The sequence below is a fragment of the Flavobacterium fontis genome (assembly GCF_900129405.1).
GTDB lineage: Bacteria > Bacteroidota > Bacteroidia > Flavobacteriales > Flavobacteriaceae > Flavobacterium > Flavobacterium fontis.
Genome location: NZ_FQVQ01000005.1, coordinates 91,467 through 109,365, shown reverse-complemented (window position 1 = coordinate 109,365; position 17,899 = coordinate 91,467). Strand labels below are relative to the sequence as shown.

Here is a 17,899-nt window from a genome sequence, read left to right as displayed (position 1 = left end):
ATGAAAAAAATTGTTATTATCTGCCTGGTATTGGTCCAAGGTCTTGTGGCCCAAACTTCAGAAAAAAAAGTATGGGACTTACTACTCGCCAACAAGCGTGAAGAAGCACGGAAACTCTTTGATAAAGAGCTGAAATCCAAGAAAGAAACGCAAGCAGAGTATTTAATTCTCGATGCGATTTTAACGCACGAAATGGGGCAAATGTCCTTTGATGATACTTTTGTCAAACAATTTCTAGCGACTTGTAAAGACCGTGCGTATTTGTACCCCATTTTCTATAAACCTTATGTGATGGACAGTCCCAATGGGAATGGTTACAACGAGTACACGTACAAAAAGATTGATTTACTCGCCGCCCATCCCTTGTTTGGAACCGACCCAATCGTAATTTATTTTAAAGCCATCTGTGACCGTCGCCGTCGCGATTTTGCGGGTTTTGAAAAAGCTATTGTTAAATTGAAAGCATTGGATTCATGGCAATTCTGTGGGGTATTTGAAAACCTAAATGACAGTGGTTTTGATACAGAATACGAGCCCGAAACTTATGCCAATAATGACAAATTATTTGATGCCAACAGCAACGGAAAAGTAGGCTGGTACAATCCTGTTGACCGCGATCGAGAAGGGTATCATATTTTTAATAACGAAGCCGAGTATGGCGATGGAATCATGTACGCCCAATTGTTTTTGGACAACCCCAAAGCGCAAGAAGTGTATTTGAATTTTGGTGCAAGTAGTTCGATTAAGTTCTTTCTAAACGATACCGAAATTTACAGCAATAATGATGTTGACGCAACCGATATGAATGCGTTTCGGTTGAAGTTTACGTTGCCCCAAGGAATGAATCGTTTGTTGGTGAAAATTTCTACAGATGGATCTAACGACAATTTCTTTGCATCCCTTTTGGACGCTCAAGGCAATGAAATTCAGGGATTAAACAAATATAATACGTATAAACCCTATCAAAAATCAACCTTTGAGCAACTCAATCCTGTTGAATTGGAAGTGGAGCACGAAGCCTTTTTTAAACAAAAATTGGCCCAAAATCCCGATAATGTTCTCTACAAGATTTTACTTTTTGAAGCGTACAATAACAATAGTAAAAACGAGTTGGCGACCGATATTATTGAAGAATTGACGAAGCTCTATCCGAAGTCTTCCTTGATTCAAGTGATGCAAATTGCCAATTTGAACAATCGCGAGGAGAATCAAAAATCGGAGGAAGTAGCCAAGAATATTGAGGTAAACGACGAAGGGTATTATTACAATTTCTTGATGAAAGTTCAAGATAGCGATTGGTTGCGTTCGACTTCCATCATTGAATTGGAAAAGTTTAGAGAGAAATTGAAATCCGTAAAATCGGAAGCCATCAACACGGTTTTTGACTTTATTCTCGCCTCACGGAAATCCGATTTAAATCAGATGACCACCAAACTAGAGGAATTGTTTTCGAATTCAAATTACAACGAATTTTACATCACTTCTTTTATTAATGTTTACGAACGGTTGAAAAACGATAAAAGTAAAGCCATCGCTATGATGGAGGAAATGTTGGCCAAGCGGGAGAATTTTACCGCGCTAAAGAATTTGATTTCCTACTATGACGATGCCAACCGCAAGGAAGATGTGATGCGATTGACCAAAGAAATCTCCGACCGTTATCCTTTCCATAATGGAATGCGCGATGATTATGCCGATTTATTAATCAAAGAAAAGCGCTATGATGAAGCGATGGTTGAAATTGATCGGGCCTTGCAAAATTTCCCGTATTCGTTTCGTTTGATGCAACAAAAGGGAACCATTTACAACAACCAAAACAAACTCAAAGAAGCTGAGGTGTATTTTCGTAAGTCATTGACCCACAATTCGGGGAATAGCACTTTGCGTAAGCAGTTGTATGATATGACGAAAACACCCGATGAAATTGAGGAAGTGGCTTCCAAAGACATTTATGAAATTATCAAAAAACGCCGTAATACGACGTTAAAGGGCGATTTTGGAGTAACTGTTTTGTTGGACGAATACATTGTCAACGTACTTCCTGAAGGGGGTCGCAAATCAAAAGTGACCTACTTGTATGAAATTACTTCCGAGCAAGGAATCGAGGAAATGAAAGAATACAATTTGCAATCGTATCGCAATTCGCTTTTAAAGTCAGAGGTAGTGAAACAAGACGGTACCATTGTCCCTGCCGAAGAGGGTAGTGGAACGTTGGTATTTACCGATTTAAAAGTTGGCGACGTGATTTATATTCAATATGAGCGTTATGAAAACTCGTATGGACGTTTTTACCGCGATTTTGATGTGTCCTGCTATTTCAATAGTTTTTATCCTGCCGTTGAGGTGATTTTTGGGATTATTTATCCGCAAGACGTTCAGTTTTTAACCCATTTTTCCAATGGAAATGTGACGCCTACGCAAAAGAAAATTAACGGAAAGAACCTCACCTTGTACAAACGTTTGAATGTTCCTGCGATGCCTTTGCAAGAACCTTATGCTGCTGATAATTCGGATTTGACCAATACTATTCGTATCGGAACGATTAAGAGTTGGAAAGAAATTTCTAACTGGTATTCGGATTTGGTGAAAAAGCAATTAAAGCAAGACAAAGTGACGCGTAAAACGTTTGCCGAGATTTTCCCAAAAGGAGTGTCCGGCATGTCTCAGGAAGCGATTGCCAAAGCGATTTACACCTATATTGAAAGCAACATCAAGTACAGCTCTCAAGATTTCCGTCAAAGTGGTCACGTGCCTCAAAAACCCTCCAAAACGATTACTACGAAGTTGGGCGATTGTAAAGATGTTTCCACCTTATTTGTGGCTTTGGCCGAGCAAGCGGGGTTAAAAGCGAATTTGGTTTTGGTGATGACCAATGATAACGGATTTTCATCCATGGCCCTTCCAACCAATGAGTTCAACCATTGTATCGTGCGGGTGACTTTGGATGGAAAAGATCATTTCTTGGAATTGACCGATAAGTATTTACCGTTTAAAGCATTGCCTAGCAGTTTGTATACGGCCAATGCTTTGGTAATTTCATTTGACAAAGCGGAGAATGAAAAGTCCCAAATAATTCGAATTCCTTTTGACAATGCCCTTCGCAATGTGGCGCGCGCCAAAACCGAAGTGACTTTAGATGAAAATGTGAAAACCTTTGTCAATACATTTACCGTTGAAGGCGCCAACAAATCCTATTACAATGAATTGTTCTCCGACGCGACTACGGAAGACATTCGCAAAAAGCGTATAGAAGAAGATTACAACAATAAATTAAAGAAAAATGTAACCTTCCAAAGTGCAAAATCCATTCAAAACGATACGTTTGAAAAAGGAATCACATTTGAAACGCGTTTTACCATAGCCGAGCGTTTACAAAATGTAGGGAACTTAAAAATTACCGAAATTCCCTTCTTGGATAAGGTGTATACGCGTGATATCGTAGCGCTTGACAAACGCAACTATCCGATTCAGTACTTTAAGTATGAAAATTCAAATGCCTACCACAGTGAGGTTATTTTGACCATACCCACGGGCAAAAAGTTTTCGGAGATTCCCGAGAGTAAAACCTATCAATACAAAGGGCATTCCTACAGTTTGCGCTTTGAAAGTGTGAGTCCCAATGTATTAAAGGTAACCCGAGATGTAACTTTAGATTGGAATGACATCGATACGGCCGAATACCTCAATTACAAAAAGTATGTCGAAGATGTGATTGCCGCCGAGGAGCAAATCGTAGGTTTCAAATAAAATAAGAAATCCGGAGTTGAAGGTAACTCCGGATTTTTTTTATAAGTTTTGCAAACGATTTTTTAAAAGATCAATTTCCGAAAGGATGGAAGCAATTTGGGCTTCTTTTTCAGCACTTTTGGCAAGGTTCAATCCTTTTTCTTCCAAAATCCCTGTGATTGCCTCAATGGCTTCAGGGTTAAAATCAATAAGGTGCAAGAGTTTAACACGGTACCATGCAACGAGCACGGGTTGAAGTGCTATACCCAGCAATTCGGCCAACAAACGCGCTTGCGCTTGGGTGGGAATCCGGTTGCCATTTTCAAATTTACTGATCAACGCTTGATCAATCCCAGATTGGTGGGCCAAGGCTCGTGTAGACAAGCCTGAAGCCTCGCGCCCCTGTTTCAAAAGTTGATCTAGCATATTAAAACGCCTTTTTTAAACGGTCGATATCCCGTTGTGTATCCCGATCTTTTAGGGTTTCCCGTTTATCGTAGTTTTTCTTACCGCGGCACAAACCGATATCCAATTTGGCCAAGCCTTTTTCATTGGTAAAAAGTCGAAGCGGAACGATCGTAAGTCCTTTGGTTTCTACTTTTCGAGCGAGGGATTTTAACTCTTTTTTATTCAAAAGCAATTTTCGTTCACTACGCGATTGGTGATTAAATGCAGTCCCAAAGGCATATTCTTCAATATACGTATTGATGGCAAAAAGTTCGTGCCCGTGAAATTCGCAGAAGCTTTCCGCAATTTGCGCTTTTCCCAAACGTATCGACTTGATTTCGGTTCCCGTCAATACAATCCCAGCCGTATAGGTTTCAAGGATTTCATAGTCGAAACGAGCGCGTTTATTTTGTATCGAAACTTCTTTAATCATGCCACAAAGGTACAATAAAACCCCATAAAAAGGGAGCTATTTTACATGGAAAAAAAAAGGGAAACAATGATTAATGTCAGGTTTTTACTGCTTTGATGCGGGTACATTTGTCCTGTAAATCTTTAACAAAAAACAAAATGAAAAAATTATTTTTAGTAGCAGCAGTTGCCTTAATGAGTTGGAACGGAAATGCACAGGATAAAGAAAGCAAAGGACTAGAAGGCGCATGGTGGGCTGGAGGTCAAGTATCATTTTCCAAAGATGACAACGGGACATCAGAAACCACTTCGTCGACTTTTGTTCCAGTGGTAGGGTATTTTATTACCCCCGATGTGACTTTGGGTATCGGAATTGGTTCTATTAGTTCTAAAACCGAAACTACAGGCACGCCCTCGTTGACCACAGCCGAAACCAGCACGTTTATTGTACAGCCTTTGGTACGTAAGTATTGGAGTCTAGGCGGGAAATTCTACTTCTTCGGACAAGCTTCGTTGCCTATGACCTTTGGCAAGGACAAAATCTCCGATGATAAAATTACGTCTGTAGGATTGGATATCGCGCCAGGGTTTGACTTTTTCGTCAATAAATGGATGACCGTTGAAACATCATTTTCGTTATTCAATGCCACCTCGACGTCCAACAAACCCAATGTAGGGGACAGTACAAGTGATTTTTCAGTAAATTTTAATCCCTTTGACTTAAATCCAGGCACCCGTACCGTAGGCGGATTGCGCGTAGGAGTGAAGTTTTTATTCTAGTTTCCTAATAGTTTAGAGTTATTGGTTAGTTCCGAGCGATCGGACGAGAAGGTCACCACTTTTTGGGGTGACCTTTTTTTATACAATTGATTTAAAATTAGTAACTTCGTGTGGTAACCAACAAACAAAATTATGATTCGAAAAATTATTCCACTGTTTTTTGCGGCCCTAGTTTTATCGACTACAGCATGTTCTGACGATAAAGGCTATGACGAGATTACGATTGCCGAAACGCAACGGGAACCTATGACGGCGCAGGAAATTAAAACCAAAATTGATGAATCTGTTCAAGCGGGAATGCATTTTACATGGAGCGCTGCCTCGACGCGAATGGTGTGGAGTGCTATTCTAAAAGGAAATAAACTCGCTACCATCGGTTTTGGAATGACCGCGCAACAATTTGATCGTACCAAGACATCGCAAGCCCAAAATTTACAAGAGCAATTGGTGCAAATGATTGCGCATTACGAAGGAAAAACCAAGGAGGAAGTCTTGATGTACAGCGATCCTTTTTTGAATCTTTTTGATGTTTATATCGAAAAGCAAGAGACCGTTGAAGCGCTTCGTCGTTCGAGTTTAGTTCGGTATGTGGAACCAGCGGATTTTCGATATTTTTCGGTAGCCGATACCCAAATGGCTCCTGAGAGTTCAACCAGTTCAGGGTGCGGTTATGATGCTGAAACTTTAAATAGTGCCGATTTTACAACCGTTACGCCCAATGCTCGTGTGCCTTGGACCTTCAACCAGCATCAAATTCCGGCGGCTTGGGCACAATCAACAGGCCGTGGCATCACCATTGGAATCGTAGATACGGGAACGTCTCCTTCGCAATCTTTGTTGGGGTCTAACTTTAATAACGGCGCATCTACAGGGCGTTCCATTCAAAAATTTGGCACCTTTGTCGATTCAATTTGGCCTTGGAGTACTACCACCGATGGTCCCAACGACCGCTGTGGTCACGGAACCAGCATGGCTTGGGTTGCCGCGGCACCTCGCAACGATCGCGGATTGCCCGTTGGAGTCGCATACAATGCCAATTTAATTACGTATCGTGCTGCTTCCAATGTAGTTCTCGATGGGTATCATGAGCAAAATGGCGTAAAAAATGCTTTTACCGCTTTGGGAAATAACCCCGCCGTGCGTATTATTTCGATGTCGATGGGACATATTTTTTCGGTAGGACGCATTGAAGATGGTATTCGTTATGCCCACAGTCGAGGAAAGTTAATCTTCTGTGCAGGAGGTACATCCACAAGTTTTACCAATTTTGTGGGGGTCATTTTCCCCGCTTGGATGCCTGAAGTAGTTGCGGTGACAGGGGTAAAAGAAGGAACATCCAATCAAAAATGCGATGTTTGCCACAGCGGAAGTGAAATTCAATTTACCGTACAAATGCAACGTTCGGCATCAGGGAATACCGTACCTGTGGGCAGTTATTATGAAAATTTATCCGATTATGTGGGAGGTTCATCCGTGGCTACGGCGACTACGGCGGGGATTGCCGCTTTGGTTTGGTCTAAAAACCCATCGTGGAACCGCGATCAGGTTTTGGCCAAAATGCGTCAGTCGGCGACTTATTTTCCTACACGCAATAGCCAATATGGATTTGGAAACATCAATGCATCGCTAGCCGTTCAGTAAATGCATTATATTTTAAAAAAAAGGCTGTCTCTCATGGAAAGACAGCCTTTTTTTATGCTTCGGCAATTCCGCGCCACAGTCTTATTTTTTTTCCGATAAAGAGCATCGCTATACTCACTAGGAAAATATTTGTCCAATTGATTTCAAATACATGATTTTCCAACCATTGTTTAAACTGGTAGGCGGTTGAGTATTGCAAATTAATCGTGTCGATCGCATTGTATTCGTAGTGTAAATAGGATTCAAGCAGTTCATAAAGTAAGGGAATCAATCCAGGAAGTAACCATAAAAAGAGATTTAAGACAACGCCTGAATAACCCTTTGTTCGGTTTTGTCCAACGGTATTGAAAAACAAGACACTCACAATGATAAACGCGACACAATAGCCAATGCCATACGTAAAAGAGGAACTAATAATGACACTGAAAATTCCCAAAATGATGTTGAGTATGATTACTGCAATCAAACCAATCAACCACGAACGCCCTGAAGTGACCCGAAACGAAAGTATCAGCAGTGAAAGGGCCAATGCAAAATATACTGGGATGATTAGGGTTTCCAAATTAACATCGGGATCTTCATGGGCATCGGCCATCCGAGCATAGTTAAAATTCAATTTCTTCTCCGGCACATAGTATTTATAAAATTCCTGTTCAGTTCCCGTATTGTCGCGAGCAATATATCGATCAATAGTATCGCGCACCACCGATTGATTGTTGTATATATTGGGATAATATTCGTCATTGGTCATTTGGGGACCTATGGTGTGACTTTTTTCAAACAAAGGATAATCGTTGATTAAAGAGAGCCATTGTTCAGCATTAATATTAGCCTCCAATTGGTGTTCTTTCACAATCTTCAAGTAATCGGTAAAAAGTTGTTTCAACGAGTCTTTTTGTTGGGTGACCAACCAGAATTTCAATTTCTCAATGGCAGTCGAATCACTTTTTTTATCAAATAGGATGTAACTGTTGACGTTTTTATTCAAAAGTGAAGTGTTTTTGTATTTTTTACCGCGATACATGAAATAATTTCGCGCCTCACCATTCGTTTCCACACTATCAACCGATACAGTATCTACAGCTACCACGTCAGTTTCCACTGTATTTTCGCTCTCATGATAGGAATATGAACCGTCAAGAAAAAAGGAACCTGCGCGTAACGTAACACAGCGTTTTTCTAATTCTTCCCTCGAAAAATAACTGCGGTAGCGCGTTTCCTTCCCGAGATTATACCAATAAATAGGCGAGGAGATACCAAAGCATAAGAGGAAAATCAATCCCCATTCTTTATAGACATGATATTTTGAAGTGGGGTAAAATGATTTTAGCATATTATTTTTAAAATAATTCACCAACCATAAAATCAGCACCAGTAACGAAATCACCAAAGAGAGTAAGAGAAGCGTTGCATCAAAATCAAAAAAATTGCGATGGGTTTCCTCAAATGAAATCCCATTGAGGGCAAATCCTAGAATGAAAAAGCACAAATTTAACCCTAAAAGTAGGACTCCCATAGGAATAATCTTGGTGTTCCAAAGTAGGGGATAACGAAGGATAAGACGTTGTTGAATCGATTTAAACATACGGATAAAGGAATTTAAGAAACAAAAAAGCGACGGGTAGATTGTGAAATATCTCTAAAGTAAGGCATCGGAATTTCGTGACGGGTAACCCATTCTAAAAATTGTAAGCGCGTTACCGATTCGGGAAAGGTAGCGATAAATGTTCCGCCATTGAATTGTAGACTTTCTAATCCTAGGGGTTGAAGTAAATTCCCTAATTCCCCTTGAGTCAAGGTACTTTCAAATTCAATAACCAAGAAATTTTCGAGCGTTTCTGTTGTCGTTCCCGACTCTTGTCGTAGGTTTTTTTGAACACCTTGTTTTAAAAATACAACTTGATCAGAGGTTTTTTCCACTTCATACAATTGTTGTGAACTCAGTACAATGCCGATAGGTCGAAATGGCGATTTAGCAATGGCTCTGAAATCCTCCAAAATCGTTTGTTGGGCCAAAATGTCTAAGTTGGCCAAAGGTTCGTCAATCAACAATAACTTGGGTTTTCGCAACAACATTCGGGCCAGTTCAAATCGCATTTTATATCCTGATGACAAGCTGTTCCAAGAATGTAAACGGTACTTTCGTAAGCCCAAACGCGTAATTATCAATTGGGTCAACGGTTCAATCATTTCGGGATCGTATCCATACGAAGAAGCCGTCAAAATAAGGTTCTGGTACATGGAGCCGTACCACGTATCTGTTCGCTGGGGAATGTAAACCAGTTGTGTCCGTAGGTCATAGCGATCGGTATACTTAAAATGATAGGTGATCGTTCCCCCCGAGGGATGCAATTCGCCGCAAAGGCTTCGCAAAAGTGTAGTTTTACCGTTACCATTTTCGCCGACTAACCCTACAATTTGACCTGCATACAATGCTAAATCGATGGGCCCCAATCCAAATCGACCGGTGCCGTAACTTTTTACTACGTCTTTTAACGTGACCAAAACTTCACGGGGAGCCTGTGGTTTGTCTTTCAAAAAAGCATACAATTGATCAATCAATTGCCGTAAACGTGTCGCCTGACCGGCCGTGTCATTACCGTTGTAGTCCAACCAATCCAAAAATTGATTCATTTCGAGGTAGCACGACAGGGTTTCTGTGTCCAAAGTAAAGTCAATTAATCGCTTGATTACAAGTGGGTAATCTTCAAATTTCAAATAATCCTCGATTTCTTGAAATTGTTTTTCAAATTCGTTCATACAATAGGCTTAAAATTACGTTTCAACAAAGAGTATACCAAAGCGTCCCAAAAACGCCCATCAAAGTATTCATTTTCTATAAAATGGGCTTCTTTCACGAAACCTAGTTTTTCAATTAATCGAATGGAGGCGCTATTTTGGGGATCAATGACCGCTTCCACAGAATGTAAATGGAGTTGCTCAAATCCGTAAACGAGTAGGGCTTGAATAGCTTCTGTGGCAATTCCTTTTCCTTGTGCTTTAGGGAGTATCATATACCCAATTTCACTTCGAAAATGTTCGGGTTTTATCCGATAATGTCCAATGATGCCCAACATTTCATCAGCCCCTTTTTCAGTAATTACCCAGTTGATCCCAGTTCCCTCGTCAATTTTTTGTTGTATCATTTCTACCATCGACAAGGCCTCTTCTTTGTTGGTGATCATCGGCCGTGGAATGTAACGCATACTTTCGGGATTGCCGCGAAGTGCAATAATCGCCTTCCAATCAGTGGGACGTAAAGGGCGAAGTCGTAAACGCGGGGTTTCGAGGTATGGAAAAGGATCAAATAGCGATGCCATGGTTTTGCTTTTTGTGAAATTAGTTAAATCCCAAGGAAAATGGTACTTTTTTTCATTTATTTGTTGTACTTAATTTTTACAAGCATGAAACGCGTATTGAAACCCTTTTTATGGGGACTTTTGGGATTGTTTTCAACAGTGACCTTAGCCCAGCAACAACGTCCAGAATCTATTTACGACTACAATGAAGCATTCGGAAATCATTTTTACACCAAAAATGGAACCGATACCCGTTCGGCGAGTGGACAACCCGGACCCAAGTACTGGCAAAATCGTGCCGATTATCAAATTGCGGTTACCCTTAATGCCGATTCCAAAGAAGTTTCGGGAACAGAGTTTTTAACCTATACCAATAACAGTCCGGATAAATTGGAATTTTTGTGGATGAATTTGGATCAAAATTTATTTAAAAAAGATTCGCGCGGCAATGCGGTTATCCCGATGAAAGGAAGCCGTAATGGAGCAAAAGGTCAGGATTTTGACGGCGGTTTTCAAATCAAGTCGTTAAAAATGATCACGCAAATCAACGGCAAAACCTCCGAAAAAGAGTTGCCCTTTATCATCACCGATACCCGCATGCAAATAAAATTACCACAAGGTTTGGCAGGGAACGGTTCGAAAATTAGAATCAAAATGGATTTTTCCTTCGTTTCCCCCGATTACGGATCAGACCGTATGGGCGTGCTCGAAACCAAAAACGGCCGCATTTTTACGATGGCGCAGTGGTACCCCCGCATGTGTGTGTATGACGATGTTCGCGGCTGGAATACACATCCGTACCAAGGCGCGGGCGAGTTTTACCTAGAGTATGGTGATTTTGAAGTCTCCATCACAGCCCCTTCCAACCATATTGTGGTGGCTTCGGGGGAATTGCTTAATCCAACGGAAGTATATACTCCCGAGCAAGTAAAGCGCTGGAATACGGCCAAGAATAGTGATGCTACTGTGATTATTCGAGGCGCTAGTGAAGTCAACGCACCTGAATCGCGACCTGCGGCAAAAAAACAACTTACATGGAAGTTTAAAATCAGTAATTCCCGCGATTTCTCCTGGGCTTCTTCACCAGCATTTATCATTGATGCCGCTCGTATTAATTTGCCTAGTGGTAAAAAATCTTTAGCCATCTCGGCCTATCCTGTTGAAAGTGATGGGCAAGGAGCTTGGGCGCGTTCTACAGAGTACACCAAAGCCTCTATTGAAAACTATTCCAAACGCTGGTATGAATATCCCTATGCTACCGCTATTAATGTTGCTGGAAATGAAGGTGGGATGGAGTATCCTGGGATTGTTTTTTGTAGTTGGGAATCAAAAGGTGCCGATCTTTGGGGGGTAACCGATCACGAGTTTGGACATATTTGGTTTCCCATGATTGTCGGTTCCAATGAGCGTCTTTTCGCTTGGATGGATGAAGGATTGAATACCTTCATCAACTCCATCAGTTCGCAAGATTTTAATAATGGCGAATACCGTCAGCCCAAAGAAGATATGCATGCCGCAGCGGATGTCTTAATGAATCCACGAATGGAGCCCATCATGGCTGCTCCCGATAATATGCAGGAAGATAATTTGGGTATTCTTGCCTACTACAAACCGGGTGCTGGTTTGACGCTATTGCGAACTATTCTGGGTGAAGCGCGGTTTGATTTTGCCTTGCGCACGTATATTGAACGTTGGGCTTATAAGCATCCGCAACCGGAAGATTTTTTCCGTACAATGGAAAACGTGAGTGGTGAAGATTTAAGTTGGTTATGGCGCGGTTGGTTTTATAACAATTGGCAGGCCGATCAAGCCATCAAGAAAGTTCGTTATGAGAAAAATGACCCCAAACGCGGCGCCATTGTGACCATCGCCAATTTGGAGCGAATGCCAATGCCTGTTGTGGTTGAGTATAAAACGGAGTCGGGGGCTACAGGACGTCTATCGTTACCGGTTGAGATTTGGAAGCGTAATGTATATTGGACTTTCCGTATTCCTTCTACCGAACCATTGGCTTCGATCACGTTGGATCCTGATCATGATTATCCCGATGTCAATTCAGAAAACAATACTTGGACTTTACAAAAAGATGGCATCGCAAAAACGAAAGATTTTTCGGCCTACACTGGGAACTACTCTAGCGCTCTAATTCCATTGAAGATTGAATTGACGGAAGACGATGGTAATTTGATGTTGAATGCAGCGGGGCAACCTTCAATTCCCCTTGAAGATAAAGGCAATCTTTTGTTTACGTTTGATCCCGCCGAATTAACGATTCAATTCACCGATGATAAACAAGGATTTGTACTCACTGTAGGCAAACAAAGTTTTGGATTCACAAGAGATAAATAAGTAAAAAGAAACCCTCATTAATTGAGGGTTTTTCTTTTTTAAGAGGTTTTGTTTTTGCGTAAAATAAAGGCCGCTAATAACGCAATCATCAATCCAAAAGGAACTATTTCTGAGAACGTTATCCCAAAACGGAACCATGGATTTTTGTAATTTTCGGCCATTTCTGAAACTTTATTTAACTCCGTTTGAAGCGCCTCTCCTGTTAAACCAGAGGTTTTAAGTTGCGCGATTTGATCGGCAGAAAATTGGTCCATGAAGTTAGGAAATACCCATTGAAATTCAAGCATCCAAACAATCGTATAGCTGAGTGAGCCAATGACTGCAATACTCAGTCCGATTTTCAGTGCTTCCAAAAAGGGAAGATGTCCCAAATGATCTCTTTTGTAGCGTTCTAATGCAAAATAAATGGCTGAAAATCCAAGTAACATCCCCGCAAAGCCAATGGCCATGGACGCTGGTTTTTGATTGTATTGCACATACAAAACCGTTGAAATGATCATACATACAACAATAATCAGGGAGGCGATACTACTGTAGCGTAAAACATATTTTTTCATACGTTGTTTATTTTTTGTTAGGTTATGTAAACGTACAAAAAATATGGTTTGGTCAAAATGCGTTTCCAAATGAATTTATTCCCAACGGTTTACCACTTTGGTATGGGCAAAGGCATCATAAATTCCCGAGCGGTTTTTATTGAGGAGTATCCAAAGAAATCCCAAACCAAAGCACAAATAGGCTGGAACTTTTAATACATTTCGTCTAAGGGATTGTCCCCAGCTCAAGGGCTCATTCATCCCATTGACCACTTTGATGCCCATCAATCTTTTGCCCCACGTACCCTGCCATGGGGATGCTTCCAATAGAAAACACATCAAAGCCCAAAAACCAAAACTATGCAGGCGAATTGCACTTCGAAGGGTTGCATACCCTTCAGGATTCTCTTTTTTCAATTGGATATCAAAAATCGAAAATCCATGAGCCCAATGGTAATAGCATAAAACCAAAATCATGATAGGGATAATGTCAACGAGGTAGGCGGCTAAACGTTTTCCGTTAGAAGCGGTGGCATAGAGTGAATATTCCATGTTTTTTTGTTTGAAAAGTACAAATTTAAACGCAAAAAATAAACCTAACCCACACCGAAGTGCACGTTAGGTTTTCAACTAAACCAACCTTTTTATTTTTACTTATTGATTGCGGAAGACCAATTTACCATCGAAACTATCCAGCAAAATAATGCTGTCGGTGGTGATAGTCCCGGCTAGAATTTCTTTGGACAATTGGTTCAAGACTTCGCGTTGCACTACCCGTTTTACAGGGCGTGCGCCAAACTCGGCATCGTAGCCTTTGGTCGCCAAATAATCGACCGCTTCGGGTGTGGCATCCATGGTGATGTGTTGTTGGGCCAACATTTTGGTCACTTGTTTCAATTGTAAATTCACAATTTGGCGAATGTTGTCTTGCGTCAACGGCGTGAACATCACGATTTCATCAATGCGGTTCAAAAACTCGGGACGCACCGTTTGTTTGAGTAAGCCCAGCACTTCGACTTTGGCCAATTCAGCAGCCGTTTCTACGCTTCCTTTAAGGTTCTCAAACTTCTCTTGGATGATCGTACTACCCATATTCGAAGTCATGATGATGATTGTGTTTTTGAAATCCGCCAAACGGCCCTTGTTGTCGGTGAGACGCCCTTCGTCCAAGACTTGCAACAAGATGTTGAAGGTATCGGGATGGGCTTTTTCAATTTCGTCCAACAACACCACACTGTACGGTTTTCTACGCACGGCCTCCGTCAATTGGCCACCTTCGTCATAGCCTACATACCCGGGAGGTGCACCGACCAAGCGACTCACGCTATGGCGTTCTTGGTATTCACTCATATCAATACGGGTGATGGCATTTTCATCGTCAAACAAGTATTCGGCGAGTGCTTTGGCCAATTCGGTTTTACCCACACCGGTGGTTCCTAAGAATAGGAAGGAACCGATCGGTTTTTTGGCGTCTTGTAATCCGGCCCGACTGCGACGTACCGCATCACTGATGGCGGCAATCGCTTCTTCTTGACCGACCACGCGTTTGTGGAGTTCATCCTCCAATTTCAGCAATTTCTCGCGTTCGCTTTGCAGCATTTTGGTAACGGGAATACCGGTCCATTTGGCTACTACTTCGGCGATATCATCATGGGTAACTTCTTCTTTGATTAACGAATCGCCCTTTTGATTTTCTTGCAATTGGGTTTGTAAGGCATTGAGTTGTTCTTGCGCTTCTTTGATTTTCCCATAGCGCAACTCGGCTACCTTTCCGTAATCACCTTCTCGTTCGGCCCGCTCGGCTTCCAGTTTATAGTCCTCGATGCTTTGCTTTACATTTTGGATGTTTTCTACGACCTCTTTTTCCGACTTCCATTTGGCAAAAATCTCATTGCGCTCTTCTTTTAAATTGGCCAAATCCAAGCCCAACGACTTTAATTTGGTTTCGTCTTGTTCGCGTTTGATGGCTTCAATTTCGATTTCCAACTGCATGATTTTACGATCCAACACATCCAATTCTTCGGGTTTGGAATTGATTTCCATGCGAAGTTTGGAAGCGGCTTCGTCCATTAAGTCGATGGCTTTATCGGGTAAAAAGCGATTGGTAATGTAGCGCTGTGATAATTCCACCGCTGCAATAATCGCATCGTCTTTGATGCGCACCTTGTGATGTGTTTCGTATTTTTCTTTGATACCGCGCAAAATCGAGATGGCACTTTCTGTATCGGGTTCGTCCACATTGACCTTTTGAAAACGGCGTTCGAGTGCTTTATCTTTTTCAAAATACTTTTGGTATTCGTCCAAAGTGGTGGCACCAATGGCTCTGAGTTCTCCACGTGCTAAAGCCGGTTTTAAAATATTAGCCGCATCCATAGCGCCTTCGCCACCGCCGGCACCTACAAGGGTGTGGATTTCGTCAATAAAAAGAACGATATCGCCTTCGGCTGAAGTCACTTCTTTCACTACGGATTTGAGGCGTTCTTCAAATTCCCCTTTGTATTTTGCTCCCGCAATAAGGGCACCCATATCGAGGGAATAAACGATTTTATCTTTCAAGTTTTCGGGTACGTCGCCATCGACAATACGGTGGGCGAGCCCTTCTGCGATGGCCGTTTTTCCTACTCCGGGTTCACCAATCAACATCGGGTTGTTTTTGGTGCGGCGGGTGAGGATTTGCAATACACGTCGAATCTCTTCATCACGACCGATTACAGGATCGAGTTTGCCGGTTCGGGCTAGTTCGTTGAGGTTTTTGGCGTATTTGTTCAAGGCATTGTAAGTTTCTTCGGCCGAAGCAGAAGTCACGCGTTCGCCTTTACGCAATTCAGCGATGGCGGCTTCGAGTCCTTTTTCGGTAACACCTTGGTCTTTTAGGATTTGTGCGACTTTACTTTTGGTTTTGAAAATGGCCAAAACGAGGTGTTCGATAGAAATGTATTCATCGTTCATTTTTTTGGCGATAATACCCGCTTCGGTCAAAGCCGTATTGGCGTCACGCGACAACATGATTTCACCTCCCGATACTTTGGGGAAGCTTTGTAGTGTGCTGTCGAGAATACGTTGGAACAACTCGACATTGACGTTGAGCTTTTTCAAGAGAAAAGGCGTAACGTTTTCATCGACCTCCAAAATTCCTTTGAAAAGGTGTTCGTTTTCGAGTTGTTGGTGTCCGAAAGCTTGTGCAATTTGTTGGGCTTGTTGCACAGCTTCTTGGGACTTGATGGTTAAGTTTTTTAAATTCATGGTATGGTTCTCCTTTGTGTTGTGGAATAAACGTTTTGAAAACGTCAATTTGTACTCGTCAATAAACGTTCCATTGGGTTTTGGCTGTCAAATTGGCTGAAAATCAAGTTGAAATTGAGATAGTAAACGCCTTTTTGTCGTGGATAGCACCTGATTACTGCAATAAATTCAGGGAATGTAGAGTTAAGATTAAAAAAGAGATGCGGACTATTTACGTTTTTATCGTGCTATTGTTTTGGAGTTGTTCCCAGCAACCCCAATTGAAAGTGCCTCATTTCAAGGGATTGCAGGAAGTTGACGAACCTTTGCCGTTACCTGAAGCGTCGGATTGGCGCGCACAGCATAAAGAGAAGCCACAAACGTTTGTCGATTTTTCAAAACGAGAAGTAGTCAAAGTCGATGAAGAACGTTTTGTTATTTATTTGCAGCCCATTGGAACATTCTCTAATGAAGAAAATCGATTAATTCAGGATGTTCAAAAGTACCTATCAGCATTTTATCAGACTCAAGTAACCCTTGCCCAGCCGATGGATTCAACAGTGATTCCGGAAACAGGAAAACGATTTGTCGCAGGAAAGGTGCAATGGAAAACGGGTCCGATTCTTCACGAGGTTTTACAACCCACTCAGTACCCCAATGCAGTCGTAGTGATGGCCATTACACCCACGGATTTGTATCCTCAAGAAAGTTGGAATTTTGTATTTGGTCAGGCGAGTTATACCGAGCGGGTAGGTGTTTCCTCATTCCATCGGTTGTATGTGGCAAATAATTATAGGTTAACTCTTCAACGATTGGTGAAGACTTCGGTGCATGAAATTGGACACATGTTTTCATTGGCGCATTGTTTACATGCCAAGTGTGTGATGAACGGCACCAATTCCTTGCAAGAAAGTGATCGGCAGCCTATGTATGCTTGTTCGGAGTGTTTGGCCAAATTGGATGTACACCGCTCGTGGGATTTGAAAAAACGTATGGAGGATTTGATTGGTTTGAGTGAATCGTTTCATTTTGAATCCGATTGTGTACATTTGAAAAAGCAAAAAAAAGCAATGGAATTATGAGTCTATTCGGATCTTTATTTGGCGGAAATACAGCTGAACCCTCATCGAATATCAATTGGATTAGCTTAACGGATTTAAAGGATTTAGAGTCGATGATCCAAGAATCTTTCGAACATCCCGTACTGGTTTTTAAGCACAGCACCCGATGCAGTATCAGTCGGATGGCGTTGCGCCAATTTGAAACCGATTGGAATTTGGACGGCAAAATCACGCCCTATTTTTTAGACTTGTTGGAATACCGACCCATTTCCAATGCGATTGCCGAGCGTTTGGGTGTGGTACATCAATCGCCGCAAGTGATTGTGGTCAAAGAGGGGCAGGCGGTGTATGATGCTTCCCACGAAGCTATTCAGGTTTCGGCCCTCGCAACGTTAGGGTAACGTGTTTTGAAGTCCCCGTGTTCTTT

Annotated in this window: 14 protein-coding genes; 6 read left to right on the top strand and 8 right to left on the bottom strand. The window is 41.8% G+C overall.

Going from position 1 to position 17,899, the window contains the following annotated elements; genetic code table 11:
- Positions 1-3,747 (top strand): transglutaminase family protein, encoded by a 3,747-nt coding sequence (locus tag BUC17_RS06060; protein WP_073362601.1) that lies wholly within the window; start codon positions 1-3, stop codon positions 3,745-3,747.
- 39 nt (positions 3,748-3,786) lie between these two features.
- Here BUC17_RS06060 and BUC17_RS06055 read toward each other — a convergent pair whose 3' ends face one another.
- Positions 3,787-4,152, bottom strand: a complete 366-nt coding sequence (locus tag BUC17_RS06055) for a helix-turn-helix domain-containing protein (protein WP_073362599.1) — start codon at positions 4,150-4,152, stop codon at positions 3,787-3,789.
- A 1-nt stretch (position 4,153) separates the two neighbouring features.
- Positions 4,154-4,606 carry an SsrA-binding protein SmpB gene (smpB, locus tag BUC17_RS06050; protein ID WP_073362598.1) on the bottom strand — a complete coding sequence of 151 codons (453 nt, stop codon included), beginning with the start codon at positions 4,604-4,606 and terminating at the stop codon, positions 4,154-4,156.
- 137 nt (positions 4,607-4,743) lie between these two features.
- On the opposite strand from smpB, the gene BUC17_RS06045 reads away from it, so the two are divergent.
- Positions 4,744-5,364: an outer membrane beta-barrel protein gene (locus tag BUC17_RS06045; RefSeq protein WP_073362596.1), complete on the top strand. Its 621-nt coding sequence runs from the start codon at positions 4,744-4,746 to the stop codon at positions 5,362-5,364.
- A gap of 132 nt (positions 5,365-5,496) precedes the next feature.
- Entirely contained in the window at positions 5,497-7,005 is a 1,509-nt protein-coding gene (locus BUC17_RS06040) for a S8 family peptidase (protein ID WP_073362594.1), read from the top strand.
- A gap of 52 nt (positions 7,006-7,057) precedes the next feature.
- Here BUC17_RS06040 and BUC17_RS06035 read toward each other — a convergent pair whose 3' ends face one another.
- Genes BUC17_RS06035 through BUC17_RS06025 form a run of 3 tightly spaced genes read right to left on the bottom strand, consistent with a single transcriptional unit; the run spans position 7,058 to position 10,325 of the window.
- Complete coding sequence (locus BUC17_RS06035; protein WP_073362593.1) at positions 7,058-8,590, bottom strand: hypothetical protein; 1,533 nt, start codon at positions 8,588-8,590, stop codon at positions 7,058-7,060.
- A 14-nt stretch (positions 8,591-8,604) separates the two neighbouring features.
- Positions 8,605-9,765, bottom strand: coding sequence for an ABC transporter ATP-binding protein (locus BUC17_RS06030; protein WP_073362591.1), 1,161 nt, complete (start codon positions 9,763-9,765; stop codon positions 8,605-8,607).
- Complete coding sequence (locus BUC17_RS06025) at positions 9,762-10,325, bottom strand: GNAT family N-acetyltransferase (RefSeq protein WP_073362590.1); 564 nt, start codon at positions 10,323-10,325, stop codon at positions 9,762-9,764. Before BUC17_RS06025 ends, BUC17_RS06030 begins: the two co-directional genes overlap by 4 nt.
- An 84-nt stretch (positions 10,326-10,409) precedes the next feature.
- Between BUC17_RS06025 and BUC17_RS06020 the strand changes: the two genes are divergently transcribed.
- Complete coding sequence (locus BUC17_RS06020; protein ID WP_073362709.1) at positions 10,410-12,653, top strand: M1 family metallopeptidase; 2,244 nt, start codon at positions 10,410-10,412, stop codon at positions 12,651-12,653.
- 38 nt (positions 12,654-12,691) lie between these two features.
- Here the strand turns inward: BUC17_RS06020 and BUC17_RS06015 are convergent, their stop codons facing one another.
- The 3 genes from BUC17_RS06015 to clpB form a co-directional block, all read right to left on the bottom strand.
- Positions 12,692-13,210, bottom strand: a complete 519-nt coding sequence (locus tag BUC17_RS06015; protein ID WP_073362588.1) for a DUF4199 domain-containing protein — start codon at positions 13,208-13,210, stop codon at positions 12,692-12,694.
- A gap of 75 nt (positions 13,211-13,285) precedes the next feature.
- Complete coding sequence (locus BUC17_RS06010) at positions 13,286-13,741, bottom strand: RDD family protein (RefSeq protein WP_073362587.1); 456 nt, start codon at positions 13,739-13,741, stop codon at positions 13,286-13,288.
- Between the two features lie 102 nt (positions 13,742-13,843).
- On the bottom strand, positions 13,844-16,432 hold the full coding sequence (gene clpB / locus BUC17_RS06005) for an ATP-dependent chaperone ClpB (protein ID WP_073362585.1): 2,589 nt from the start codon (positions 16,430-16,432) through the stop codon (positions 13,844-13,846).
- Between the two features lie 200 nt (positions 16,433-16,632).
- On the opposite strand from clpB, the gene BUC17_RS06000 reads away from it, so the two are divergent.
- Together BUC17_RS06000 and ytxJ are read left to right on the top strand one after the other, a co-directional pair.
- Positions 16,633-17,493: an archaemetzincin gene (locus BUC17_RS06000; protein WP_143161735.1), complete on the top strand. Its 861-nt coding sequence runs from the start codon at positions 16,633-16,635 to the stop codon at positions 17,491-17,493.
- Positions 17,490-17,873, top strand: a complete 384-nt coding sequence (gene ytxJ / locus BUC17_RS05995) for a bacillithiol system redox-active protein YtxJ (protein ID WP_073362582.1) — start codon at positions 17,490-17,492, stop codon at positions 17,871-17,873. The genes BUC17_RS06000 and ytxJ overlap by 4 nt, the downstream gene beginning before the upstream one ends.
- Positions 17,874-17,899 lie beyond the last annotated feature (26 nt).